The sequence below is a fragment of the Streptomyces sp. NPDC055099 genome (assembly GCF_053607685.1).
On record NZ_JBSGUA010000005.1, the window covers coordinates 352,425 to 376,646 of the forward strand.

General features: G+C 70.1%; 21 protein-coding genes. 7 read left to right on the forward strand and 14 right to left on the reverse strand.

What is annotated here, in order from left to right; all coding sequences use genetic code 11:
- Positions 1-34 precede the first annotated feature (34 nt).
- Entirely contained in the window at positions 35-1,387 is a 1,353-nt protein-coding gene (locus ACWFRU_RS16130; protein WP_453687343.1) for an AI-2E family transporter, read from the forward strand.
- Positions 1,388-1,456: 69 nt separating this feature from the next.
- Here ACWFRU_RS16130 and ACWFRU_RS16135 read toward each other — a convergent pair whose 3' ends face one another.
- Positions 1,457-1,990: an alkyl hydroperoxide reductase gene (locus ACWFRU_RS16135; RefSeq protein ID WP_363307894.1), complete on the reverse strand. Its 534-nt coding sequence runs from the start codon at positions 1,988-1,990 to the stop codon at positions 1,457-1,459.
- 15 nt (positions 1,991-2,005) lie between these two features.
- Positions 2,006-2,560, reverse strand: a complete 555-nt coding sequence (locus tag ACWFRU_RS16140; RefSeq protein WP_160506938.1) for a redoxin domain-containing protein — start codon at positions 2,558-2,560, stop codon at positions 2,006-2,008.
- Between the two features lie 129 nt (positions 2,561-2,689).
- Here ACWFRU_RS16140 and ACWFRU_RS16145 point away from each other — a divergent pair, with 129 nt between their 5' ends.
- A complete protein-coding gene (locus tag ACWFRU_RS16145; RefSeq protein WP_453687345.1) occupies positions 2,690-3,628 on the forward strand; it encodes a LysR substrate-binding domain-containing protein in 939 nt (312 codons plus the stop codon).
- Between the two features lie 36 nt (positions 3,629-3,664).
- Here the strand turns inward: ACWFRU_RS16145 and ACWFRU_RS16150 are convergent, their stop codons facing one another.
- Genes ACWFRU_RS16150 through ACWFRU_RS16160 form a run of 3 tightly spaced genes read right to left on the reverse strand, consistent with a single transcriptional unit; the run spans position 3,665 to position 7,301 of the window.
- The gene (locus ACWFRU_RS16150; protein ID WP_453687347.1) at positions 3,665-6,094 is read right to left on the reverse strand and encodes an FtsX-like permease family protein; all 2,430 of its coding nucleotides are present in this window, start codon (positions 6,092-6,094) and stop codon (positions 3,665-3,667) included.
- A complete protein-coding gene (locus ACWFRU_RS16155) occupies positions 6,091-6,777 on the reverse strand; it encodes an ABC transporter ATP-binding protein (RefSeq protein ID WP_453687349.1) in 687 nt (228 codons plus the stop codon). Before ACWFRU_RS16155 ends, ACWFRU_RS16150 begins: the two co-directional genes overlap by 4 nt.
- Positions 6,774-7,301, reverse strand: coding sequence for a PadR family transcriptional regulator (locus tag ACWFRU_RS16160; protein ID WP_160506940.1), 528 nt, complete (start codon positions 7,299-7,301; stop codon positions 6,774-6,776). Before ACWFRU_RS16160 ends, ACWFRU_RS16155 begins: the two co-directional genes overlap by 4 nt.
- Before the next feature lie 237 nt (positions 7,302-7,538).
- On the opposite strand from ACWFRU_RS16160, the gene ACWFRU_RS16165 reads away from it, so the two are divergent.
- A complete protein-coding gene (locus tag ACWFRU_RS16165; RefSeq protein WP_453687351.1) occupies positions 7,539-9,803 on the forward strand; it encodes a transglycosylase domain-containing protein in 2,265 nt (754 codons plus the stop codon).
- A 70-nt stretch (positions 9,804-9,873) separates the two neighbouring features.
- Here the strand turns inward: ACWFRU_RS16165 and ACWFRU_RS16170 are convergent, their stop codons facing one another.
- The 4 genes from ACWFRU_RS16170 to ACWFRU_RS16185 form a co-directional block, all read right to left on the reverse strand.
- The gene (locus ACWFRU_RS16170) at positions 9,874-11,952 is read right to left on the reverse strand and encodes a SpoIIE family protein phosphatase (protein ID WP_453687353.1); all 2,079 of its coding nucleotides are present in this window, start codon (positions 11,950-11,952) and stop codon (positions 9,874-9,876) included.
- A 55-nt stretch (positions 11,953-12,007) separates the two neighbouring features.
- The gene (locus tag ACWFRU_RS16175; RefSeq protein WP_453687355.1) at positions 12,008-12,700 is read right to left on the reverse strand and encodes a class I SAM-dependent methyltransferase; all 693 of its coding nucleotides are present in this window, start codon (positions 12,698-12,700) and stop codon (positions 12,008-12,010) included.
- A 127-nt stretch (positions 12,701-12,827) separates the two neighbouring features.
- The gene (fomD, locus tag ACWFRU_RS16180) at positions 12,828-13,514 is read right to left on the reverse strand and encodes a cytidylyl-2-hydroxypropylphosphonate hydrolase (RefSeq protein WP_453687357.1); all 687 of its coding nucleotides are present in this window, start codon (positions 13,512-13,514) and stop codon (positions 12,828-12,830) included.
- Between the two features lie 78 nt (positions 13,515-13,592).
- Positions 13,593-15,005 carry a class II fumarate hydratase gene (locus ACWFRU_RS16185; RefSeq protein ID WP_453687359.1) on the reverse strand — a complete coding sequence of 471 codons (1,413 nt, stop codon included), beginning with the start codon at positions 15,003-15,005 and terminating at the stop codon, positions 13,593-13,595.
- A gap of 120 nt (positions 15,006-15,125) precedes the next feature.
- On the opposite strand from ACWFRU_RS16185, the gene ACWFRU_RS16190 reads away from it, so the two are divergent.
- Positions 15,126-16,691, forward strand: a complete 1,566-nt coding sequence (locus ACWFRU_RS16190; RefSeq protein ID WP_453687361.1) for a ricin-type beta-trefoil lectin domain protein — start codon at positions 15,126-15,128, stop codon at positions 16,689-16,691.
- A gap of 83 nt (positions 16,692-16,774) precedes the next feature.
- Here the strand turns inward: ACWFRU_RS16190 and ACWFRU_RS16195 are convergent, their stop codons facing one another.
- Positions 16,775-18,442, reverse strand: coding sequence for a fumarate hydratase (locus ACWFRU_RS16195; protein WP_453687363.1), 1,668 nt, complete (start codon positions 18,440-18,442; stop codon positions 16,775-16,777).
- 168 nt (positions 18,443-18,610) lie between these two features.
- On the opposite strand from ACWFRU_RS16195, the gene ACWFRU_RS16200 reads away from it, so the two are divergent.
- Together ACWFRU_RS16200 and ACWFRU_RS16205 are read left to right on the forward strand one after the other, a co-directional pair.
- Positions 18,611-19,291 carry a DUF1707 SHOCT-like domain-containing protein gene (locus ACWFRU_RS16200; protein ID WP_453687365.1) on the forward strand — a complete coding sequence of 227 codons (681 nt, stop codon included), beginning with the start codon at positions 18,611-18,613 and terminating at the stop codon, positions 19,289-19,291.
- Positions 19,292-19,439: 148 nt separating this feature from the next.
- On the forward strand, positions 19,440-19,820 hold the full coding sequence (locus tag ACWFRU_RS16205) for a WhiB family transcriptional regulator (protein WP_361055699.1): 381 nt from the start codon (positions 19,440-19,442) through the stop codon (positions 19,818-19,820).
- A 124-nt stretch (positions 19,821-19,944) separates the two neighbouring features.
- On the opposite strand, the gene glpX is transcribed toward ACWFRU_RS16205, so the two are convergent.
- Complete coding sequence (gene glpX, locus ACWFRU_RS16210; RefSeq protein WP_363208983.1) at positions 19,945-20,976, reverse strand: class II fructose-bisphosphatase; 1,032 nt, start codon at positions 20,974-20,976, stop codon at positions 19,945-19,947.
- A 226-nt stretch (positions 20,977-21,202) separates the two neighbouring features.
- Here glpX and ACWFRU_RS16215 point away from each other — a divergent pair, with 226 nt between their 5' ends.
- On the forward strand, positions 21,203-21,721 hold the full coding sequence (locus tag ACWFRU_RS16215; protein WP_453687368.1) for a DUF4245 domain-containing protein: 519 nt from the start codon (positions 21,203-21,205) through the stop codon (positions 21,719-21,721).
- Positions 21,722-21,813: 92 nt separating this feature from the next.
- Here ACWFRU_RS16215 and ACWFRU_RS16220 read toward each other — a convergent pair whose 3' ends face one another.
- The 3 genes from ACWFRU_RS16220 to xseA all read right to left on the reverse strand — a co-directional run bounded on the left by ACWFRU_RS16220 (position 21,814) and on the right by xseA (position 24,114).
- On the reverse strand, positions 21,814-22,404 hold the full coding sequence (locus ACWFRU_RS16220; RefSeq protein WP_453687369.1) for a malonic semialdehyde reductase: 591 nt from the start codon (positions 22,402-22,404) through the stop codon (positions 21,814-21,816).
- A gap of 144 nt (positions 22,405-22,548) precedes the next feature.
- Positions 22,549-22,800, reverse strand: a complete 252-nt coding sequence (locus ACWFRU_RS16225; protein ID WP_453687371.1) for an exodeoxyribonuclease VII small subunit — start codon at positions 22,798-22,800, stop codon at positions 22,549-22,551.
- Between the two features lie 63 nt (positions 22,801-22,863).
- The gene (xseA, locus tag ACWFRU_RS16230; RefSeq protein WP_453687373.1) at positions 22,864-24,114 is read right to left on the reverse strand and encodes an exodeoxyribonuclease VII large subunit; all 1,251 of its coding nucleotides are present in this window, start codon (positions 24,112-24,114) and stop codon (positions 22,864-22,866) included.
- Positions 24,115-24,222: the final 108 nt, after the last annotated feature.

Below are 24,222 nucleotides of genomic sequence, written 5' to 3' on the forward strand. Positions count from 1 at the left end.
AGTGGTGGGGCAAGACGGGGGAAGAGGACGGATCATGTCGCGAGTGCCAGGGTGGATCGGCCGGATCGGTGCCGGGCTGTCTCAGGTGGGGGAACGGATGGGGCGCGACGAGCCCGATTCCGGCCCTGAGGACGGCTTCAGGACCTCGCGGCGAGCTTTCGCCGATGAGGCCGCCGCCGCCGAGGGCGACGCTGCCGCGGAGGAGCAGGTCGTGCCCGCCCCGCCCTCGTACGCCCCGGACATAGCGGCACGGCCCGACCCCGTCGCGGCGGTGCCGTGGGGGATGCGGGTCGCGGCCGAGGCCGGCTGGCGCCTTCTTGTCCTCGCGGGCACGCTCTGGGTGCTGATGAAGGTCATCAGCGCCGTGCAGCTCGTCGTCTTCGCCTTCGTCGCCGCGCTGCTCATCACCGCGATGCTCCAGCCGACGGTGGCCCGGCTCAGGCGGCTCGGTCTGCCGAGGGGGCTCGCGACGGTCCTCACGGCCGTGCTCGGCTTCGTCATCATCGGTCTGGTCGGCTGGTTCGTGGTCTGGCAGGTCATGGACAACGCGGACACGCTCTCCAGTCAGGTCCAGGACGGCATCGACGATCTGCGCAACTGGCTGCTCACCAGCCCGTTCCACGTCACCGAGGACCAGATCAACGACATCGCCAAGAGCCTGCGCGAGGCGGTCGGGGCGAACACCGAGGAACTGACGTCGGCGGGTCTCGAAGGGGTCACCGTCATCGTGGAGGCCATGACGGGCATCCTGCTCGCGATGTTCTCGACGCTGTTCCTGCTCTACGACGGCAAGCGCATCTGGCAGTGGGTCCTGAAGCTGGTCCCGGCGCCCGCGCGGCCCGGCATCGCGGGCGCGGGGCCGCGTGCCTGGCGCACGCTGACGGCCTATGTGCGCGGCACGGTGATAGTGGCTCTGATCGACGCGATCTTCATCGGTCTCGGGATCTACTTCCTCGGAGTGCCGATGGCGGTGCCGCTGGCCGTCTTCATCTTCCTGTTCGCGTTCATCCCGCTGGTGGGCGCGGTCATCTCGGGTGCGCTCGCCGTGGTGGTGGGCCTGGTGACCCAGGGCGTCTTCACCGGGGTGATGACGCTGGTGGTGGTCCTGGCCGTGCAGCAGATCGAGGGCCACATCCTGCAGCCGTTCATCCTCGGCCGTGCCGTACGGGTGCATCCGCTCGCGGTGGTGCTCTCGGTGGCCGCGGGCGGCCTGGTCGCCGGGATCGGCGGGGCGGTGGTGGCCGTGCCGCTCGTCGCCGTGACGAACACGGTGGTGGGTTACCTGCGGGCGTACTCCCGCGAGGCCGCCCTCAAACAGGCGCCGCAGCCGCGGGGCGCCACCGCGCTGGACGTCGCGCCGGTGGAGCGGGAACGCACCGCCGAGTAGACCCGGGCAACGCGAAGGGCCCCTCCGACCAGAGGTCGGAGGGGCCCTTCGCGTATCGAACGACGCGTCCTACTCGGAGAGCACTGCCTCAGAGTCCAGCGTCACGCCGACCGCCTGGATCACGGCGGCGATCTTGAAGGCTTCCTGGATCGTCTCGCGGTCGACCCCGGCCTTGCGCAGGACCTGCTCGTGCGAGTCCAGGCACTGGCCGCAGCCGTTGATCGCGGAGACCGCGAGAGACCACAGCTCGAAGTCGACCTTCTCCACGCCCGGGTTGCCGATGACGTTCATCCGCAGGCCGGCGCGCATCGTCCCGTACTCCGGGTCGGAGAGCAGGTGGCGCGTGCGGTAGAAGACGTTGTTCATCGCCATGACGGCCGCGGCCGACTTGGCGGCGGTGTACGCCTCGGGGGAGAGGTTCGCCTTCGCCTCGGGCTCCAGCTCGCGCAGCACCTTCGGGGAGCGGGAGGCGATCGCGCAGGCGAGCACCGTGCCCCAGAGCTGCTGCTTGGGCAGGTCCGAGTTGCCGATGACCGAGCCGAGGTTCAGCTTCAGGTCCTTGGCGTAGTCCGGTACGGCGGACTTCAGTTCGTCGAGTGCCATGTCAGTACCTTCCGTTCACTCGCCCGAGAGCAGCGCGACCGGGTCGAGCGTCTCGTCGCCCTGGGTCCAGTTGCAGGGGCAGAGCTCGTCGGTCTGGAGGGCGTCGAGGACCCGGAGGACCTCCTTGGGGTTACGGCCCACGGAACCGGCGGTCACCATCGTGAACTGGATCTCGTTGTTCTGGTCGACGATGAAGACGGCGCGCTGAGCGAAGCCGTCCGCGCCCTCGATGCCGAGGTCACGCATGAGCTCGTGCTTCGAGTCGGCCAGCATCGGGAAGGGCAGGTCCGTCAGGTCCGGGTGGTCCTTGCGCCAGGCGTGGTGCACGAACTCGGAGTCACCGGAGAAGCCGAGGATCTGGGCGTCGCGGTCAGCGAACTCGTCGTTCAGCTTGCCGAAGGCGGCGATCTCGGTCGGGCACACGAAGGTGAAGTCCTTGGGCCACGCGAAGACGATCTTCCACTTGCCCTCGTAGGTCTTGTGGTCGATCTGCTTGAACTCGGCGCCCTTCTCCAGGGAGACGCAGGCGGTCAGATCGAACTGGGGGAACTTGTCACCGACAGTGAGCACGGACTCTCCTTGCAGCGTAGGAACCCGGGTAAGGGGCTCCAGGGGGTTGGACTGCTGTCGATCGTGGCACAGAGTGCATTGATTAGGGAAATAGCTACACTCTGTTCTGTTGATCGGAGGTGGCTATCAGTGCGAGCCATAAATAGGGGCAAGCAGCCCAGCCTGGCCCAGCTGCGTGCCTTCGCGGCCGTGGCCGAACATCTGCACTTCAGGGACGCGGCGGTAGCAATAGGGATGAGCCAGCCCGCGCTCTCCGGTGCCGTGTCCGCCCTGGAGGAGACACTCGGTGTCACCCTGCTCGAGCGTACGACCCGCAAGGTGCTGCTCTCGTCGGCCGGCGAGCGCCTCGCGGTGCGGGCCAGGGCCGTGCTCGAAGAGGTCGGGGCGCTGATGGAGGAGGCCGACGCGGTGCGCGCGCCGTTCACCGGGGCGCTGCGGCTCGGCGTGATCCCGACGGTGGCGCCTTACCTGCTGCCCACGCTCATAGGACTCGTCCACGAGAAGTACCCGGACCTGGACCTCCAGGTGCACGAGGAGCAGACCTCCTCGCTGATCGAGGGGCTCGGTGCCGGACGGCTCGACCTGCTCCTTCTCGCCGTGCCGCTCGGCGTGCCCGGCGTCACCGAACTCCCCCTGTTCGACGAGGACTTCGTGCTCGTCACGCCGCTCGACCACTGGCTCGGCGGCCGGGAGGGAATCCCGCGCGAAGCCCTGCGCGAGCTGAACCTGCTGCTGCTCGACGAGGGGCACTGCCTGCGCGACCAGGCCCTGGACATCTGCCGGGAGGCCGGGCGCGCCGACGCCCCCGTGACCACGACGGCCGCCGGGCTCTCCACCCTCGTACAGCTGGTGGCCGGCGGGCTCGGCGTGACGCTGCTCCCGCGCACCGCGGTCCGCGTGGAGACCAGCCGCAGCAATCAGCTGCTCACCGGGTACTTCGCGGACCCGGCGCCGACCCGGCGGATCGCCCTGGCGATGCGTACGGGCGCCGCGCGCGCGGCGGAGTACGAGGCGCTGGCCGCCGCGATGCGGGGGGCCGTGAAGCCGTTGCCGGTGCGGGTGGTGTGACCCCGCACCGGCAACGTACCGCCCCTGGTGGGGGAGTTACTCCGTGCGCAGGCCGTCCGGGCGCATCATGCGCCACAGCGGCGGCAGGCTGAGCACGGTCACGACCGCGACGAGGGCGGCGCCCGCGACCGTCAGGGGGGCGAAGAGCCACCAGTCGGTGACCGACTTCTGGATCATGCGGACCATGACCCAGCCGAGGCCGAGCCCGCCCGCCACGGCGAGCGCGAGGCCGATCGCGACCGGGATCGCGGTCTGCCACAGGATCGACCACGCCATCGACGCGCGGCGCGTGCCGAACGCGGTGAGGGCGGCGAGGAGGCGCTTGCGCTCCCGCAGTTGCTCGATCATCGAGACCAGCATGGACGCCGCGATGAGCGCCATCGTCGCCATCGCGCCGATCTGCAGGCCGGTCTGGATGGTGGCGTACTGCTTGTCGCGCTCGACCGCCCGAAGCGTCATCACCTGGAGGAACGGGTCGACGTGGGCCGCGGTGTTGCGGATGTACTCCTCGGCGTCCGGGGATTTCGGGTCCACCTGGATCATCGCCGTCGTCGAGGCGTCCTTCATCTTGGAGACGTCGATCGCGCCGGGCGTCGCGTAGATGCCGTCGTGCAGGTCGCCGCCCGGGTCGGGGCGGGCCTTGACCGTGCGGGCGTCGGCGGGCAGCGTCCAGGGGACGTGCCGCTTGCCGGGGTCGTCCCAGCTGTCGACGCTCAGGTCGACCGGCTTGCCGGGGCGGGCCGACTTGTCCACCCACGCGTTCAGCCTCTTGTTGCCGGTGTGCACGACGAAGGTGTCGCCGTCCCGGCACGAGCCGATGCGGGCCAGCTCACGCAGGTTCGCGCAGGTGCCGACCGTCAGCTCCGTGAGGGGCCGGAAGTCCTCGCCGCTCTCCAGCTTGCCCGGCCGCACGACGTACGAGGTGGTCGTGGCGATGACGTTCTTGACGCCCTTGGTGGCGCGGAACTTCTCGATCATCCGTCCGGCGAGCGCACCGTCGCCGACTTCCGCGCGCACCGAGATCTTGGCCCGGGCGGGGTCGTTGTCCGTCGTCGTGTTGAAGTCGTCGTGCATCGCGACGAACAGCATCTGCAGGGCGATGGCGCCCGCCACCGCGACCGTGATGCCGCTGACCGCACGTGCCGCCGTACCGCTGCTCAACTGGAGCCTTCGGGTGGCCAGTTGCCAGGGCACGGGCCCGCCGCCGCGCAGCCGCGTCACGCTGGTCTCGACGAGCCAGGGCAGCAGCACCGCCAGGCCCACCAGGGTGAGCGTCGCGCCGGCGCCGATGGCGAAGACCGGCGGGGCGTAGTCGCCGCCGACCCGGCCCGCGGCAAGGAGGATGCCGAGGCCGACGAGCGGCATCACGACGCGCCACCACAGGCGGCGCTTGCGCGGCTTGGTGTTGCGCACGACGCCCAGCGGCTCGATGGAGACGGCCCGCAGCGAGATCAGCGTGACGACGACGGAGGTGACCGGCACGGCGAGCAGGACGAGGACGGCGAGACCGGGCACCGGCACCACGTCGGAGGGGAACGCGCTGATCTTCCACCCTTCGAGGGTGCCGATCACCTCGCGCACGCCCAGGAAGAACAGACCGCCGAGCGCCAGGCCGAGCAGCGCGCCGCACAGGGCCTCGCCCGCCGCGATCCGCCGCACGCTGTGGGCGTCCGCGCCGACCAGACGCAGCGCGGCCAGACGCCGGTCGCGCCGGTCGCCGCCGAAGCGGACCGCCGTGCCGACGAAGATGACCACTGGGGTCAGCAGGACCACGCAGATCAGGACGACCAGGACGATCAGCAGCGGGTCCAGGGGTTCCGCGGGTTCCTTGTAGCCGAAGTCGGCCACGCGGTGGCCGCCCTTGGCCGGGGTGAGGGCGTCGGAGCCCGCGTAGTAGTAGAGCTCCCTGGGGTTGGTCAGGCCCGCGTCGCCGATGGTGCCCGTGACCCGGTACTCACCGAACCGCTCCTTCAGGAGGGCGCCGTCGGAGCTGTCCAGGAGTTCGCGCAGGGCGGGCGAGACGACCATCTCGCCGTCCGCCGGGATCTTCTCAAGGCCGGGCGGCAGGGCCGGGTGCGCGCCGTCGGCGCGCAGCACGCGGCCGCTCACCGTCGCGTCGCGGAAGTCGGTGGGAAGGTCCCGCTGGAGGACCGTGGAGTCCGAGCGCTCGACCTTCTTGCCCGAGAACTGGTCCTCGGCCGAGCGGGCCACCGAGCGGTCCTCGCGGTGCTGGAGCAGCGTGGGCACGGACGCGGCGCCGAGCAGCAGGGCCACGCCGAGGCCGACGCCGACCGCCGTCAGGAGGGTGCGGGTCCAGCCCTCGCGGCCGCCGCCGACGGCGAAGCGGATGCCCATGGCGAGGTCGCGGACGAAGGCGCGGGGTCCCCCCTTGGACACGGTCGCGGTGGCGTCGGCGAGCGGCGGCCGGGCCACCGTCTCGGCCTTGGCGCGCGAGTCGAGACTCATATCGCCCGCTCCATGTCCCGTGACCTGCCGTCGCGTACGACGATCTCGCGGTCGGAGTAGGCGGCGACCCGCGTCTCGTGCGTGACCAGGACCACGGCGGCGTTCGTCGAGCGCGCGGCGTCGGTGAGCAGTTCCATGACGCGCTCGCCGTTGAGGGAGTCCAGGGCGCCGGTGGGTTCGTCGGCGAAGAGCACGCGCGGGCTCGTGGCGAGCGCGCGGGCCACGGCGACGCGCTGGCCCTGCCCGCCGGAGACTTCGCCGGGCCGCTTGGCGGCCACGTCCTCGACCTCCAGGTGCTCCATCCACGTACGGGCGGTCGCCTCGGCGTCCTTGCGCTTGGCGCCGTTGAGCCGCAGGGGGAGCGCGACGTTCTCCACGCACGTCAGCTCGGGGACGAGCTGCCCGAACTGGAAGACGAAGCCGAACTCGCTGCGGCGCAGGGCGCTCAGCGTGGCGTCCGGCAGGCCGGTGAGCTCGCGGCCGTTGTACGTGATGGAGCCCGAGTCGGGCCTGACGATCCCCGCGAGGCAGTGCAGGAGCGTGGACTTTCCGGAGCCGGAGGGGCCCATCACGGCGACGACCTCGCCGGGGTGGATGGAGAATTCGGCGTCGTCGAGCGCGGTGGTCGGACCGTACGCCTTGCGGAGCCCGGAGGCGGTGAGAAGGGAACCGGCGGGGGTCATGCGGAGCGGACCTCCTGGGCGAGCTTGCCGAGGCGTGCGGCGGCGAGTTCCAGCCAGCGCAGATCGGCTTCGAGATGGAAGAGGGCGTGGTCGCAGATCAGCTGGTCGGCGAGGTCGCCCTTGCGCTTGCGGTCGGTGAGTATGCGCATCAGGCGCAGGTGTTCGGCGCGCTGGGCGTCGAGCATCTCCGAGGCGTCGCGCTCGGTGAGGAGCGCGAGGACGACCTTCGTGTAGAGGGTCGACTGGAGGTAGGGCTCGGGCTTCTCGGGGGTGGCGAGCCAGCGCTCGACATCGGTGATGCCGGCTTCGGTGATCGCGTACCGCTTGCGCTCGGGGCCGCCGCCCGCCTCTATGCCGTCGACCTCAACGAGGCCGTTCTTCAGGAGGCGGGACATGGTCGAGTAGACCTGCCCGTAGTGCAGAGGCTTGTCGTGCCCGAACTTCTCGTCGAAGGTGCGCTTGAGGTCGTAGCCGTGGCGCGGGCCCGACTCAAGAAGGCCGAGGAGGGTGTGACCGATGGACATGCGGAGCACTCTACACCGTGTGTATACGTGGCATGTATACCTGTCACGGGGTGCTCACAGGTTCGAAACGCGGGCAACCTTCTGAGGCTTGTGTTCGTCGGTAATCAGGGACAGGTGCTCATTGTCACGTCCGGAAAAGACCGGATCGGCAGGCGTTTGTCCCAGGGTGCGGTGTTAGCTTCATGAGCTGACTCGACGTACGCATGAGGACTAGACGGAAGCGGAGCACTCAGAGCCATGGGCCGAGCGGAAGAGCGACAGGCGCGGCAGCGCGGCGCGCGCCGGGCAGCGCGCGTACGCCCAGCCGGCGGCGGCAAACCCAAGCGCACGGGCATACGCCGCTTCTTCACGCTGAAGAAGATACTCGGGACGTTCTTCGGGATCTGCCTGCTGGGCATGCTCGGCTTCGTCGTCCTCTATATGATGGTCGACGTGCCCGAGGGCAACGCGGCGGCCAAGCTCCAGAGCAACGTCTACAAGTACAAGAACGGCGATGTCATCGCCAGGACCGGCGAGCTGAACCGCGAGGTCGTCGACCTGGCCAAGGTGCCCAAGAAGGTCCAGCGCACGTTCGTGGCCGCCGAGAACAAGTCCTTCTACAAGGACAAGGGCGTCGACTTCAAGGGCACGGCCCGCGGCCTGATCAACACCGTCACCGGCAAGGGCAAGCAGGGCGGCTCGACGATCACCCAGCAGTACGTCAAGAACTACTACCTGACGCAGGACCAGACGGTGACCCGTAAGTTCCGGGAACTGGTCATCTCGCTGAAGGTGGACCAGAACAGCAGCAAGGACAAGATCCTCGCCGGGTACATCAACACCAGCTACTACGGCCGCGGCGCCTACGGCATCCAGGCCGCCGCCCAGGCGTACTACGGCATCGACGCCGAGAAGCTGAACGTCACGCAGGGCGCCTACCTCGCCGCGCTCCTCCAGGCCCCTAGCCAGTACGACTACAGCTCCGCCACGCCCGCCAGCAAGAAGCTGGTCAAGGCCCGCTGGAACTACGTGCTCGACAACATGGTCGAGGAGAACTGGCTGTCGGCGAGCGAGCGCGAGGGCCTGACGTTCGACAAGCCGGACGAGCCCAAGGCGGCGCCCGGCCTGGAGGGCCAGGCGGGCTATCTCGTGAAGGAGGCCAAGGCCGAGGTCATGAAGGCCGGCCACCTCAGCGAGGAGCAGTTCGACGCGGGCGGCTACACGATCACGCTCAACATCGACAAGAAGAAGCAGAAGCTTCTCGAGAAGGCCGTCGACAAGAAGCTGAACGACCAGCTCGACCCCGACAAGCGCAAGGCCGACGCCCGGGTGCAGGCGGGCGCCGCGTCCGTCGACCCCAAGACCGGCAAGGTCCTGGCCATGTACGGCGGCGAAGACTACGTCAAGCACTACACGAACAACGCCACCCGGCGTGACTACCAGCCGGCCTCCACCTTCAAGCCGCTGATCCTCGCCGCGGCCCTGGAGAACGGCGCCAAGACGCAGTCCGGCCAGCCGATCACGGCGAGCACGGTCTACGACGGCACCAGCGAGCGCCCGGTCAAGGGCAGCGACGTCGCCTTCGCGCCGCCGAACGAGGACGACAAGAGCTACGGCCCGGTCACCGTCCAGAAGGCGATGAACAAGTCCATCAACTCCGTCTTCGCGCAGATGGGCGTGGACGTCGGCATGGACGAGGTCCTGGAGACCGCGGGCAAGCTCGGCATGGACGTCGAGGATCTGCCCGCCGTGCCCGCCCAGACCCTGGGCACCATGGGCGCGAGCCCGCTGGAGATGGCGGGCGTCTACGCGACGCTCGACAACCACGGCAAGAAGGTCACCCCGCAGATCGTGGCGTCCGTCGAGCACAAGGACCGCACGATCGAACTGCCGGACGCGATCGGCGAACAGGTCGTCGAGCGCGGCACCGCCGACTCGCTCACCTCGGTCCTGACCGGCGTGGTCGACGACGGAACGGGCCGCGCGGTGCGCAGCCCCGTACAGGACGTGGCGGGCAAGACCGGTACGTCCGACGACAACAAGTCGGCCTGGTTCACCGGCTACACGCCGAAGCTGGTCACCTCCGTCGGCCTGTTCGGCGAGGGCGCCGCGGGCACCGCCGAGCAGAGCAAGCAGGTCTCCATGAGAGGCGCGGGCGGTCTGCCGCGTGTCGACGGCGGCAGCTTCCCGGCGCAGATCTGGGCGGCGTACACCTTCGACGCGATGGGCTCGCCCAGCGAGTTCGATCTGGACACCTCGATGGGCGCGGCCGTCGCGCCGCCCCCGGAGCCGACGACGCAGGCCCCCAAGGAGCCGACGGAGGAGCCCTCGGAGACCGAGGACCCGACGACGAAGCCGCCGACGGACGACCCGACGACGGAGAAGCCGACGGAGGAGCCGACCACCGAGGAGCCGACGGAGGAGCCCACCACCCAGGAGCCGACGGACGATCCGGAGGAGCCGGACCCGACGGACTCCATCGAGATCCCGGAGAACCCGAACGGGCGGCCCGGCAGGGACTGACGGCCCCATGGCACGGCGAAGGCGCCGGAAGCATCCGCTTCCGGCGCCTTCGCCGTGCACCGCAGCGCGCTCAGCTGTGGTTCAGCTCGAACCAGACGACCTTTCCGGTGCTCAGGCGCGTCGCGCCCCAGCGCCGGGCCAGCTTGTTGACCAGGTAGAGCCCACGACCGCCCTCGTCCGTGGCCCGCGCCTGGCGCAAGCGCGGCAGTTGCGGCACGTCGTCGCCGACCTCGCAGCGCAGCACGTCCGTACGCAGCAGGCGCAGGGTCACGGGGCGTGACGCGTACCGCACGGCGTTCGTGACGACCTCGCTGACCAGGAGCTCCAGGGAATCGGTCAACTCCTCCAGACCCCAGCGCTCCAATGCGCTGCGGGCCAGGCGGCGGGCGCGGGCGGGCGTGGCGTCCTCCGGTTCCAGGAACCAGTACGCGACGTCGCTCGGCGCGATGCCGTCGAAGCGGGCGGCGAGCAGCGCGATGTCGTCGTCCCGGTCGCCGGGGCCGAGCATGTCGAGCACGTCGTCGCAGAGGGCCTCAAGGGGCGGCGGATGGTCATGGCCCGTCAACTGGGCGGTGGCGGCGAGCCGTTCGCGAAGCTGCTCTATGCCCGTCCACACGTCGCGCAGACGGGACTCGACGAGGCCGTCCGTGTAGAGCAGCAGCGTGGCGCCCGCGGGCGCGTCAAGCTCCACGGCCTCGAAGTCCACGCCGCCCACGCCGATGGGGGCGCCCGGCGGGACCCGCAGGACCTCCGCGCGGCCGCCCAGGTGCAGCAGGACGGGCGGCGGATGACCGGCGTTGGCGATGGTGATGCGGTGCGCGACCGGGTCGTAGACCGCGTAGAGGCAGGTCGCCATGCGGTCCGAGCCGAGCCGCTGGGCCTGCTCGTCCAGGTGGTGCAGGACCTCCTGGGGCGGCAGGTCGAGCCCGGCCAGGGTCTGTGCGGTCGTCCGCAGCTGACCCATGATCGCCGCCGATGTCATGGAGTGCCCCATGACGTCACCCACGACGAGCGCGACCCGGCTGCCGGGCAGCGGGATCGCGTCGTACCAGTCGCCGCCGACCCGGGCCGTCTCGGCGGCCGGGAGATAGCGGGACGCGAGGCGCACGCCGGTGGGGCGCGGCAGGGTCTCGGGCAGCATCGTGCGCTGCAGTTCGTCGGCGATGTACGCCTCGCGGCCGTAGAGCACGGCCTTGTCGATGCCGAGCGCGCTGTGCGTGGCCAGTTGGGCGGCGACGAGGAGGTCGTCGTTCTCGAACGCGGGCCGGTCGGGGCGGCGCAGGAACACCGCCGCGCCGATCACCCGGCGTCTGCCCCGCAGCGGCGCGAGGATCGTGCGCTGCCCCGAGGGCACGGAGCGCCCCTCGCCGAGCAGTTCGGGCAGCGCGGCGCGGGCGGCGGGGGCGTCGGCGAAGACCGGGCGCACGCCGCGCAGGACCTCGGCGAGGGCACCGCCGGGGCGCACCTCGCACAGCTCGGTGGTCGTCACCAGGTCGCTCTGCACCTGGAGGGAGGGCATGACGGCGCCGTCGGTGTCGGGCTCCTCCGCCCCTTCCTCGATCGAACGCAGCCGGTCGGTGCGGCGCAGCCGCAGGATGAGCGCGCCGCTCGGCCGCTCCTCGCCGACCGGCAGCGGGTCGCGCAGATAGACCAGTATCGCGTCGGAGAACGTCGGCACCGTGGCCCGGCACAGGCCCATGACGATCTCGTCCAGGTCGATGCCGCGGGCGATGCGCCGGGTCGCGGCGCCCACGAAGCGCAGCCGGTCGCCGTCGCGCCGCATCGCCGCGGGGCCCGCGGGTCGTGGCTGTCCCGTACGCCGCTCCTCACCGCCGGGGGCGCCCGTAAGGACGCCGTCGGGCTCGTCGTGTCCGCCGCCCTGCCCGTCACCCTGCCCGGTTCCCTGGTCGGGGCGCGGCCGGTGCGGGTCGGGCTGCTGTCCGGGGAGCCCGGACGGCTGGGAGTGCTCGTCACTCGGGCTCGCGGTGCAGTCGCCCGTACGGGCCTGGGCCTGTGCGGGGAGAGCGGCCGCGCCCGGGGTGTCCCGCGCCTTGCGGGCACGCGCCTGCGCCCCGCGGGGTTCCGCGGGGGCGGCGGGCCGGGCAGCTCGGGGCTGTCGGCCCTCGTCGGGGATGGAGTGCTCCGTCACGCGTTTCGAATCCGTCCGTCCGGGGCTGCGCCTTGGTGTCCGGTGGCTACGTTGGTCAGCCGCGTCGGCAGTGCATAAAGAGCTGGTGCTCGGGTGGTACTTCGGTGCTCGCCGGGGCGTAGGAGTACGTGTCCTCTTCGAGGATGTCGAAGCCCGCGTCACGTACGACCTGCCGCAGTTCCTCCCGCAGGTAACCGGATACCCGGATTGTGTGCCCCAGGAACGGAATCCCCGCGTCGTCCAGGTCGGCCTCGACCATGGACAGCGCGAGCAGGCCGCCGGGGCGCAGCAGTCCGTGCAGCAGCCGCAGAGCGTACGGGATTTCGGCGCGCGGCAGCATCAGGAGAGCGAAGAATGCCGCGATCCCGTCGAACGTCCCGATGCCGTCCGGGCCTTCGGCGCGCAGTGCCGCCACGTCGAGCTGCCGGAATTCGGCGTTGTGCGCGGGCACGTTCTTCCTGGCGAGGTCGAGCATGCCCGAGGAGAGGTCGATGCCCAGGACGAGGTGCCCGGCGTCGGCGAGTTGACGGGAGGTCGGGACGCCGGTGCCGCAGCCCACGTCGAGCACCCTGGAACCGGGCGGCAGTGCGTCGGCGAGCCGGCGGCCCGCGGCCAGCTGCCCGTCCTTGTGGGGGAAGGCCTCGTCGTAGTGCCTGCCGATGGCGTCGAAGGCCTCGGCCTGGCCCGTCCGGTCGGGCAGCGGGCCGGGTGGCCCGCCGTACCCGTCGAACTCGCTCGCCTCGCTCACGTTCTGCCGCCCCTCGATGACATCCTGTCAGGCAACGCGCAAGCTCAGGGAGTTGCTGCTGAGTTGCTGCTGTGCGCCCTTGCGGAGGACGATCCTACGTTTGAACCATGGGGGCGCATCAAGGGTCTCATGACGTCACATGCGCGGGCGTGCGGTCCCAGTCATCCGGAAGGGGTGGAATCGCCCAGTCCGGATCGGGCCGCCAGTGCTGCCAGTTGTCCGAAAAGGGCCGGCCCCACGAGCGGATCACGTCGATGGCGGCCTGCCCGGCCGCCCGTACCTCCCGTGCCTTTTCGGCGCCCATCAGGCCGGCGCGCTGGGCCTGGGCGAACTCGTCCTCGTCGTGCCACTGCCACGTCCGGTCCGGCCGTACGGAGATGTCCAGAAAGTGATCCTCGGAATCGATGCCTCCGGCCCAACGGGTGCGTGGCTCCTCGAGGTTCACGTACCAGCTCCTGAACCGCCATCCCGGGTCCCAGAAGAGCCACACCGACCACGGTTCCGCGGGGCGTGCCAGCTTCAGCACGCCGGTGCCGGACCAGTGGCCCCTGCGCAGGGCGCGAGGCTTCGTGTAGCGGGTGGCGAGTGGCTCCTGATGGACGGAAGTCCCGTCGGCCATGACGGGTTTCACGCATTCCGTGCCGGGCGCCATCCAGACGGCGAGCAGCTCTTCGGTGTCCCGTACGACCGTGACGGGCCGGCAGATGTGAATGCCGTTCCCGGCGTTCTCCTTGTACCGCCACAGGACGTGGGAGCCGGGGGCCCAGCGTGCTGTTTCGCTGCTCGTCGTTGGCGGCGTGGTGAGGTCTGTCATGCAGAGATATTAGTCGCCGCCCGGACAAGGTTTTCAGAACTTGTCCGGGCGTAAAGGAAAACAGCCTGGGAGAGCGCCCTAGGGATGCGTCATCCGCAGCACGTCCAACGCCTCGTCCAACTGCGCCAGGGTGAGGTCGCCCCGCTCGACGTACCCGCTCTCCAGAACGACCTCCCGGATGGTCTTCCGCTCGGCGAGGGACTTCTTGGCGACCTTCGCCGCCTCCTCGTATCCGATGTACTTGTTCAGCGGGGTGACCACGGAGGGCGAGGACTCGGCGTACTCCCTGGCCCGCTCGGCGTTCGCGGTGATTCCGTCGACCGTCCGGTCGGCGAGGAGCCGCGAGACGTTGGTGAGGAGCCGCACGGACTCCAGGACGTTCTTGGCGATGACCGGCAGCATCACGTTCAGCTCGAAGTTGCCGGCGGCGCCCGCGGCGGCGACCGTCGCGTCGTTGCCGGTGACCTGCGCGGCGACCATGAGCACCGCTTCGGGGATGACCGGGTTCACCTTCCCCGGCATGATCGACGAACCGGGCTGCAGATCGGGCAGGTTGATCTCGGCGAGCCCGGTCCGCGGCCCCGAGGCCATCCAGCGCAGGTCGTTGGCGATCTTCGTGAGGCCGACCCCGATCGTCCGCAGCTGCCCGCTGGTCTCGACGATGCCGTCGCGTGCGCCCTGGGCCTCGAAGTGGTCCCTGGCCTCGGTGAGCGGAAGCCCCGTGGCCCGTGCCACCTCCTCGATCACGGCCGCCGAGAAGCCGGGCGGGGTGTTGATGCCGGTGCCCACCGCCGTTCCGCCGAGCGGCAGTTCGGCGAGGCGGGGCAGCGAGGCCTTCAGCCGCTCCACGCCGTAGCGCACCTGGGCCGCGTATCCGCCGAACTCCTGGCCCAGGGTCACGGGCGTGGCGTCCATCAGGTGCGTGCGCCCGGACTTCACCACGTCGGCGAACTCCGCCGACTTCCGCTCCAGGGCGGTCGCCAGATGTTCGAGCGCGGGGATCAGGTCCTGGGTCACGGCGCCGGTGGCCGCGATGTGGATCGAGGAGGGGAAGACGTCGTTCGAGGACTGGGACGCGTTCACGTGGTCGTTCGGGTGGACGCTGCGGCCGAGCCGCTCGGAGGCCAGCGTCGCGAGGACCTCGTTGGTGTTCATGTTGGACGACGTGCCGGAGCCGGTCTGGAAGACGTCCACGGGGAAGTGCTCGTCCCAGCGGCCTTCGACCACCTCGCCCGCCGCGTCCGCGATCGCCTCGGCGACGTCCTTGTCGAGCACCCCGAGGTCCGCGTTGACCTTCGCGGCCGCCGCCTTGACCTGGGCCAGCGCGGCGATGTGCGCGCGCTCCAGGCGCTGTCCGGAGACGGGGAAGTTCTCCACCGCCCGCTGCGTCTGCGCCCGCCACTTGGCGTGCGCGGGGACCCGCACCTCGCCCATGGAGTCGTGTTCGATCCGGTACTCACCGCTTGCGCTTGCGCTGGCGTCGCTGGTCATGCCTCGAACCTACCTCTCCGTCAGACCTCGCTGAAAAGTTGAGCACTTGTCTTGTTCTAGGTATTCCCCCTGCTCCTACTCACCAGTAAAACCGTGGGTAACACCAACCGGGGAGGCGCAATGAAGCGCACCAGACAGGGCCGCCGGGGCAGGCCGCGACGTATGTTCGCGGCGGCCGTGGCGATGGCGGCGGTGCTCGGCACCGCGGCGGGCGCGCCCGCCCAGGCGGCGGACGGCGCGGCGGACGGCAAGGACCGCGGGAGCGCCGCTCCCGCCTCCACGCCGCTGCCGCCGGAGCTGGAGAAGATCAGGGCGGCCGAGGCCACCGAGCTCTACGGCGACCCGGCCGAGCGCCCGCTCGCCGACCGCAGGACCGGCCTCATCTCGCTCGGCGACAGCGAGATCTCGGGGGAGGGCGTCGGGACGTACGAACCCGGCACCGACGGCCCCGACAACTGGTGCCACCGCTCCCCGGACGCCGCGATCCACCGCACCGGCATCCCCGCGGACGAGACGTACAACGTCGCCTGCTCGGGAGCGCAGACCGTCAACATCAGGATCGGCGGCCAGCAGCAGTACCCCGACGAGCTGGTGCAGAGCGACAGTCTCGCCGTCAAGGCACGCAACACGAAGATCAAGGCGGTGCTGCTCGTCATCGGGGCCAACGACGACCTCCAGTTCGCGCCCGTGATGACCGACTGCGTGACGCGTTTCCTGCTCAGCCAGGGCGCCTGCGCGGGCAAGTACACGGCGGGCTGGCAGGCGCGGGTCGACGCGCTCGTGCCCAAGGTCGAGCAGTCGATCCGCGACCTGAAGACCGTCATGAGGGACGCGGGATACGCGGGCGACGACTACAAGCTGGTCGTCATGGGCTATCCGAGCCCGATCGGCCCCGACTTCCGGGACAACCCCAGGTTCCCCGGCAAGCTGGCGTGCGGCGGCCTCGGCTACGACTCCGACACCGAGTGGGGCCGCAACTACGCCGTCCCCACCTTCGAGACCGGCATGCGCAAGGCGGTCAAGGCCGCGGGCGCGACCTACCTCGACAACTCGCGCCTCTTCCACGGCCATGAGGTCTGCATGGAGGACACCTGGGCGCGCGGTCTCTACGTGGACCTCTCCAACCCCTTCCCGCCGGACTCCAATTCGGTCCGCCAGTCCTTCCACCCCAACGCCCGCGGCCACGCCGCCTTCGCCTCCTGCCTCACGCAGCTGTACGACTCAGGCCTCAGCGAGGCCGGTTGCGCGGACCCGGCGAGCACGGGCAGCCCGAAGCTCTACCCGGGCGGCTGGGACGACGCGTACAAGCCGCTCAAGAACGCGGGCACGGGGACCTGCCTGGACGTCGACGCGTCCAAGAGCCGCAACGGCACCAAGGTCCAGGGCTGGGACTGCACCGGCAACCGCAACCAGACCTGGTGGTACGACGGCGGTCCCGGCGGGCAGCGTTCGCTGCACACGGGGCTGACCCAGGACCGCTGCCTGGACGTGCCCGACGGCGCGTACAAGGAAGGCACCGCGGTCACGCTCTGGAACTGCCACGGCGGCGGCAACCAGAAGTTCGTCCGTGACGCGGGCACCGTGCGTCCCGCCGCCGACACCGGGCTCTGTCTGACCCTGGTGGGGGCCAAGGAGCCGGTGCGGCTGCAGAAGTGCACGGGGGCGGCGAACCAGCGGTTCGCCTAGGCGCCCGCCTTCGCGGGAACTGCGCGACCTGCGCCGCGGGTGCGTCGTGGCTGGTCGCGCAGTTCCCCGCGCCCCTCAAAAGATCAGGCCAGGCCGGGACCGCGCACCGGGATGGACGTGAACGTCGGCTCCGGGGCCGGGTTCTGGAAGAAGTCGTTGCCCTTGTCGTCGACCACGATGAAGGCCGGGAAGTCCTCCACCTCGATCTTCCACACCGCCTCCATGCCGAGCTCCTCGTACTCGACGACCTCGACCTTCTTGATGCAGTCCTGGGCCAGACGCGCGGCGGGGCCGCCGATCGAGCCCAGGTAGAAGCCGCCGTGCGCGTCACAGGCGTCGGTGACCTGCTTGGAGCGGTTGCCCTTGGCGAGCATGACCTTGGAGCCGCCCGCCGCCTGGAACTGCTCCACGTAGGAGTCCATGCGGCCGGCCGTCGTCGGGCCGAAGGAGCCGGAGGCGTAGCCCTCGGGGGTCTTGGCGGGGCCCGCGTAGTACACGGGGTGGTCCTTCAGGTACTGCGGCATCTCCTCGCCCGCGTCGAGCCGCTCCTTGATCTTGGCGTGCGCGATGTCGCGGGCCACGACGAGGGGGCCGGTGAGCGAGAGGCGGGTCTTCACCGGGTGCTTGGTGAGCTCGGTGAGGATGTCGTCCATGGGCTGGTTGAGGTCGATCTTCACGACATCAGCAGCCTCGTCGAGGTGAGAGTCCTCGGTGTCCGGCAGGAAGCGCGCCGGGTCCGTCTCCAGCTGCTCCAGGAAGACGCCCTCGGCGGTGATCTTCGCGGTGGCCTGGCGGTCGGCCGAGCAGGACACGGCGATCGCGACGGGCAGCGAGGCGCCGTGCCGGGGCAGGCGCACCACGCGCACGTCGTGGCAGAAGTACTTGCCGCCGAACTGCGCGCCGATGCCGATCTTCTGCGTCAGCTCGAAGACCTTCTCCTCCAGCTCCTTGTCGCGGAAGCCGTGGCCGGTGGGCGAGCCCTCGGCGGGCAGCTCGTCCAGGTAGTGCGCGGAGGCGTACTTCGCGGTCTTCAGCGCGAACTCGGCGCTGGTGCCGCCGACGACGATCGCCAGGTGGTACGGCGGGCAGGCGGCCGTGCCCAGCGAGCGGATCTTCTCCTCCAGGAACTTCATCATGGAGGTCTCGTTCAGGACGGCCTTCGTCTCCTGGTAGAGGAACGACTTGTTCGCCGAGCCGCCGCCCTTGGCCATGAAGAGGAACTTGTAGGCGCCGCCGTCGGTCGCGTACAGCTCGATCTGGGCCGGGAGGTTGGAGCCGGTGTTCTTCTCCTCCCACATGTTCAGGGGGGCCATCTGCGAGTAGCGCAGGTTCAGCTTCGTGTACGCGTCGTAGATGCCGTGCGAGAGCGCCTTCTCGTCCTCACCTTCGGTGAGGACGTTCTGGCCGCGCTTGCCCATGACGATGGCCGTGCCGGTGTCCTGGCACATGGGGAGCACGCCCGCGGCCGCGATGTTCGCGTTCTTCAGCAGGTCGAGCGCCACGAACTTGTCGTTGCCCGACGCCTCCGGGTCGTCGACGATGCGCCGCAGCTGGGCCAGGTGCGCGGGCCGCAGGTAGTGCTGGATGTCGTGGATCGCCTCGGCGGCGAGCGTGCGCAGCGCCTCGGGATCGACCTTGAGGAACGTCCGCCCGTCGGCCTCGAATGTGGAGACACCCTCGGAGGTCACCAGCCGGTACGGGGTGGTGTCCTCTCCCAGGGGGAGCAGATCGGAGTACTCGAACTCTGGCATTACGGCCATTCCTCACTCGGCAGACAGCGGCGCGGCCTCCATTGGCGACGCGCCAACCAGCGTAGAACGCGACGGGACGGCCGGGCTTGTGAGGTAAGGCTCAGTAGGGCTCACCGGGTTGTCCACAGGGGTAGTCGCGATCTATCGCGTTTGGGTACGCTGAATGGTGTGGACCTAGACAAGCGCCCTCAGCAGACCCACCCGGAACCGCGGCCCGCCGGCCTGCGCGCGTCGGACGCCGACCGGGACCGCACGGCGGACATCCTGCGCGAGGCGCTAGCCGAAGGGCGGCTGACCGCCGAGGAGCACGGCGAGCGGATCGACGGGGTCTATCGCGCCAAGACCATGGGTGAACTGGAGCCGCTGGTCAGCGACTTGCCCGCGGCGAGCGGCGCGGCGCACCCGACGGTGACGCCCGAGCCCGTGCCCTCCCGGCCGTCGGACGGCGTGGTGCCCCCGGTCGCCGACGAGAACATGGTCGCGGTCTTCAGCAGCTCCGCCCGCAAGGGCCGCTGGCGCGTGAGCCGCCGCACGCACGCGTACGCGATCTTCGGCAACGTGGAGATCGACCTCAGCGAGGCGATCTTCGAGCAGCGGCAGGTCGTGATCAAGGCGGTCTCCGTCTTCGGGAACGTCGAGATCCGCGTCCCGGAGAACATCTCACTGCGGGGCAACGGCACGGGTGTGCTCGGCAACTTCGAGGTGGACACGCTCGATTCGGCCGAGCGGGACGCACCGGTCGTCTTCGTCGACGGTTTCGCGGTCCTCGGCAACATCGAGGCGAAGGCGAAGCGAGGCAAGATCATTCGGGACCTGCACAAGCATCTGCGCAAGCATTTCGGCCACTGAAGGCAGGCGTCTCGGCCACTGAGGGGCGTATCCGGGCCACTGACGGCGTGAAGTTCCGTTCATCGGAACTCAGTGCATAGGCGTGTGCACAGCGGGTAGAGCTGCTGCATCGTCTCTCGCTCGCGAAGCCGTCGTCAGGAGTAGACCCGTGCTGCAGCCGTCGCATCAGTCCCTGCAGGTCGCCGCTGTTCCGGCCCAGCGTGGACCAGTGCGAGATCGGAACCAAGACGCCCCATGGCATACCGAGGCGGTGTGCCGACGAGACGAGGCCGGGCTGTTCTTCGCCCCGTCAAAGGAACCGACCGCCTCACGCCTGTCCCGGGAGGAAGCCGCGAAGCGCGTCTGCGGCGGCTGTCCGGTGATGGTCGAATGCCGGGAGCACGCCCTGCTCCAGCCCGAGCCGTACGGCGTCTGGGGCGGCCTCACGGCCGCGGAGCGCCGCGTGGTGCTCGCCAGGCGGCGCCGGCGCGAGGTGGAGCTCAAGAAGGCCGCGCACACGACCGCCGGACCGATAGCCGCGGCCGGCTAGTTCTTCGGCCCGTTCGTCGGGCCGTTCTCCGGTCGGTTCTTCGGCCGGTTCTTGTGTACGCCGAAGGGGGCGTCCCCCGCACGGGGCGCCCCCTCCGGTGTGCGCAACTCGCGCGCCCCTGAGCCTACTTGGCGCGGTCGAAGTCGATGGCGCTGTAGGCGCGCAGCTTCGCCAGCCGGTGGTCGGAGTCGATCTTGCGGATCGTGCCCGACTTGGAGCGCATGACCAGGGACGAGGTCGAGGCCGTCTCCGCGGCGTAGCGCACGCCCTGGAGCAGCTCGCCGTCCGTGATGCCGGTCGCGACGAAGAAGACGTTGTCCCCGCGGACCAGGTCGGTCGTCGAAAGCGTGCGGTCCAGGTCGTGGCCCGCGTCGAGCGCGCGCTGGCGCTCCGCGTCGTCCTTCGGCCACAGCTTGCCCTGGATCGTGCCACCGAGGCACTTGATCGCGCAGGCCGAGATGATGCCTTCGGGGGTGCCGCCGATGCCCATGAGCATGTCGACGCCGGTGCCCTCGCGCACGGCCATGATCGAACCGGCGACGTCGCCGTCCGAGATGAACTTGATGCGCGCGCCGGTCTCGCGGATCTCCTTGACGATGCCCTCGTGGCGGGGGCGGTCCAGGATCATCACCGTGACGTCCTCGGGCGAGCGGCCCTTGGCCTTGGCGACGCGGCGGATGTTGACGGACGCCGGGGCGTTGATGTCGACGTAGTCGGCGGCCTCCGGGCCCGTGACCAGCTTGTCCATGTAGAAGACCGCGGACGGGTCGAACATGGCACCGCGGTCGGCGGCGGCGAGCACGGCGATGGCGTTCGGCATCCCCTTCGCGCACAGGGTGGTGCCGTCGATCGGGTCGACGGCGATGTCGACCTCGGCGCCGGTGGAGTCGCCGATGCGCTCCCCGTTGAAGAGCATCGGGGCCTCGTCCTTCTCGCCCTCACCGATGACGACGACGCCGTTCATCGAGACGGTGGAGACGAGGGTCCGCATGGCCCTGACGGCGGCGCCGTCGGCGCCGATCTTGTCGCCGCGGCCGACCCAGCGGCCCGCGGCCATGGCGGCGGCCTCGGTGACCCGGACGAGCTCCAGGGCGAGGTTGCGGTCGGGAGCCTCGGGAGAGACTTCGAGCTCGGAAGGGAGATGATGCTCGGTCATCGGAGAGCACCTTTCTGCTGATACAAAAAAGTGGCGCGCCCGTAGGGCGTCCTTGGAAGGGCGGGGGTGGGAGACGGGAGGGCGGCCGGATGAGGGTTTGGATTGACTCTATCCGTAGGCCGACAAAATGAGCAGAGGGCCCCACGCATGAGCGGATCGGGTGCCGGGGGGAGGTCAGGGGACCACCGGGGGAAGAGCTGTGCCCGGGGCCTGAGAACATGGGTGCGTGGCAGGCAGACAAGGCAAGCAGACCGTACGGAACATGCTGTGGTCGATGGCGGTGATCGCCCTCGTCGCCGGCGTGATCTACGTCTTCATCCCGCACGACGACTCCAAGGCCCCCGTCAAGCGCGTCGACTACAGCATCGAGCTGCTGACCGCGCGACGGGCGGCGGCGTACCCCGTGGCCGCCCCCGAGGGCCTGGCCAAGGCGTGGAAGCCGACGTCGGTGCGGTTCGACGGCTCCAAGGGCGACAGCTGGCACCTGGGGTTCCTCGACCCGTCCGGTGAGTACGTCGCGGTCAAGCAGTCCACGGCCAAGCCGGTCAAGTTCATCGAGGAGGCCACGCAGCGGGCGGTGCGGACGAAGGCCACCGAGAAGATCGGCGGCCAGACGTGGCACCGCTACGAGGGGCAGACGTACGACGCCCTGGTGCGCGAGGACAAGGGCGCGACGACGGTGGTCGCGGGCACGGCGTCGTTCGGGCAGCTGACGGAGATGGCGCAGGCGCTGAAGACATCCTGAGTGGTTGTTGTTGTTCGTGGTGGTGGGTGGTACGAGTGAGGGCCCCGGCGGTAGTCGCCGGGGCCCTCACTCGTACTGGGTGTATCTCGGACTCAGACGGTCTGGATGACCTGGTCGAGCTCCAGGCGCGGGGAGCGCGGGAACCAGGCGTTCTCGGCGGGCTTGCCGATGTTGACGACCATCAGCGGGGTGTGGTCGTCGTCCAGGAACTCCTTCTGGACGCCGGCGGCGTCGAAGCCGGTCATCGGACCCGCGGCCAGACCGGCGGCGCGCACGCCGATGATGAAGTAGGCGGCCTGCAGCGCGGCGTTGAGGTGCGCGGCACCTTCACGGGCCGGACGCTCCGAGAAGAACACGTCCTTGGCCTGCGGGAAGTGCGGGAACAGCGCCGGCAGCTCCTCGTGGAACTCGTTGTCCGCGGAGAGGATCGCGACGAGCGGGGCGCCCGCGGTCTTCGGCTGGTTGCCCTCGGCCATGTGCTGGACCAGGCGCTCACGGGCCTCGGGGGAGCGGACCAGCGTGATGCGCAGCGACGACAGGTTGAAGGCGGTCGGGCCGAACTTGACCAGGTCGTAGATCGCCTGTACCTGCTCGTCGGTGACCGGCTCATCGGTGAAGGAGTTCGCGGTGCGGGCCTCGCGGAAGAGCAGGTCCTGTGCGGCGGGGTCAAGGACGAGAGACATGGATCAACCTTCTCGGTGCGTGCGTGGATCAGCTTGCGTCACCGACGGTACGGCGTTGCGGTTTAATCTTCAACAAAATCCGGAGCTTGGTGATCCGCTTCACAGCCGTGGGGTGTGGTGGTGTGGGGGGGGCGATCCTCTGTCTCAGGCGTCCTCGTCGCCGTCCGCCTCCGCGTCACCACCGGCAAGGGCGGCGTCCAGGCGGGCGCGGGCGCCGTCCAGCCAGCGGCGGCACACCTTGGCCAGTTCCTCGCCGCGCTCCCACAGGGCGAGCGACTCCTCCAGGGTGGTGCCGCCCGTCTCCAGGCGGCGTACGACCTCGATGAGCTCGTCCCGCGCCTGCTCGTAGCCGAGTGCGTCCGCCGGGCTCGCGGCCTCGTCCGTCTTGCTGGTCATGTGCCCCACCCTAAATGTCGGTTCGTACGGCTTGTGCGGCTCGCGCGTCCTGCGTCCTGCGTCTTACTTCGCTGCTTCGGCTGCTTCGGTTTCCACGGCTGCTTCGGCTCCCACGGCTCGTACGGTGAACTCGCCCTCCGCGACCCGCGCCCGCAGCTCCTCGCCGGGGGTCACCTCTTCCGCGGCACGCACCACCGCGCCGTCCGGCTTCTGCAGCACCGCGTACCCCCGCTGGAGCGTCGCGGCGGGGGAGAGGCCCACCACGCGCGCGTGGGTGTGCGTCAGCTCCGACTCGGCGCGGTCGAGCAGATGCCCGAGCGTGCGGCGGCTGCGGTCGACGAGGGCCGAGACCTGCTCCTCGCGCTCCTCGATCATGCGGTGGGGATGCTCCATGGAGGGGCGGGCGAGGGCGTGCGCCAGGCCGCGGTCCTCGCGGTCGAGGAAGGCGTCCATGCAGCGCCGGGCCCGGTCCCGCAGCCACCGCACGCGCTCGTACTCCTCGCCGACGTCCGGCACGACCTTCTTGGCGGCGTCGGTGGGGGTGGAGGCGCGCAGGTCGGCCACGTAATCGAGCAGGGGGTTGTCCGGCTCGTGGCCGATCGCGGAGACGACGGGCGTACGGCAGGAGGCGACGGCCCGGACGAGCTGCTCGTCCGAGAACGGCAGCAGATCCTCGACGCTGCCGCCGCCGCGCGCCACGATGATCACGTCCACGGCGTCGATCGCGTCGAGATCCTTCACGGCCTGGACGACCTGCGGTACGGCGTGCACGCCCTGTACGGGGACGTTGCGTACCTCGAAGCGGACGGCGGGCCAGCGGTGCCGGGCGTTCTCGAGCACGTCACGCTCGGCGGCGGAGGCGCGGCCGGTGACGAGCCCGATGAGCTGGGGCAGGAAGGGGAGGGCCTTCTTCCGGTCGGCCGCGAAAAGCCCTTCCCCGGCAAGGCTTTTCTTCAACAACTCGATCCGCGCGAGGAGTTCTCCCACGCCGACGGGCTTTATCTCGACGGCGCGCAGGGACAGCTGCCCCCGTGGCGCGTACCACTCGGGCTTGGCGTGGACCACGACGCGGGCGCCCTCGGAGACGACGTCCGCGACGGCGTCGAACACCTGGCGGTAACAGGTGACGCTGACGGAGATGTCGTGCGAGGGGTCGCGCAACGTCATGAACACGACGCCGGCGCCGGGCCTGCGGGACAGCTGGGTGATCTGCCCCTCGACCCACACGGCACCGAGCCGATCGATCCACCCACCGATGAGCCGCGACACCTCGCCGACGGGCAGCGGAGCATCAGCGGACGTATTCAAGGCCATGCGACGAGCGTATCGGCAGGGTCTGACAGGACGGGGTTTCCGTTGCGGCGAGAGGCGGCGGCCGTGCTTCTCCGCCCACCGTTGTTCCTGCGTCGAGGACTGGACCCG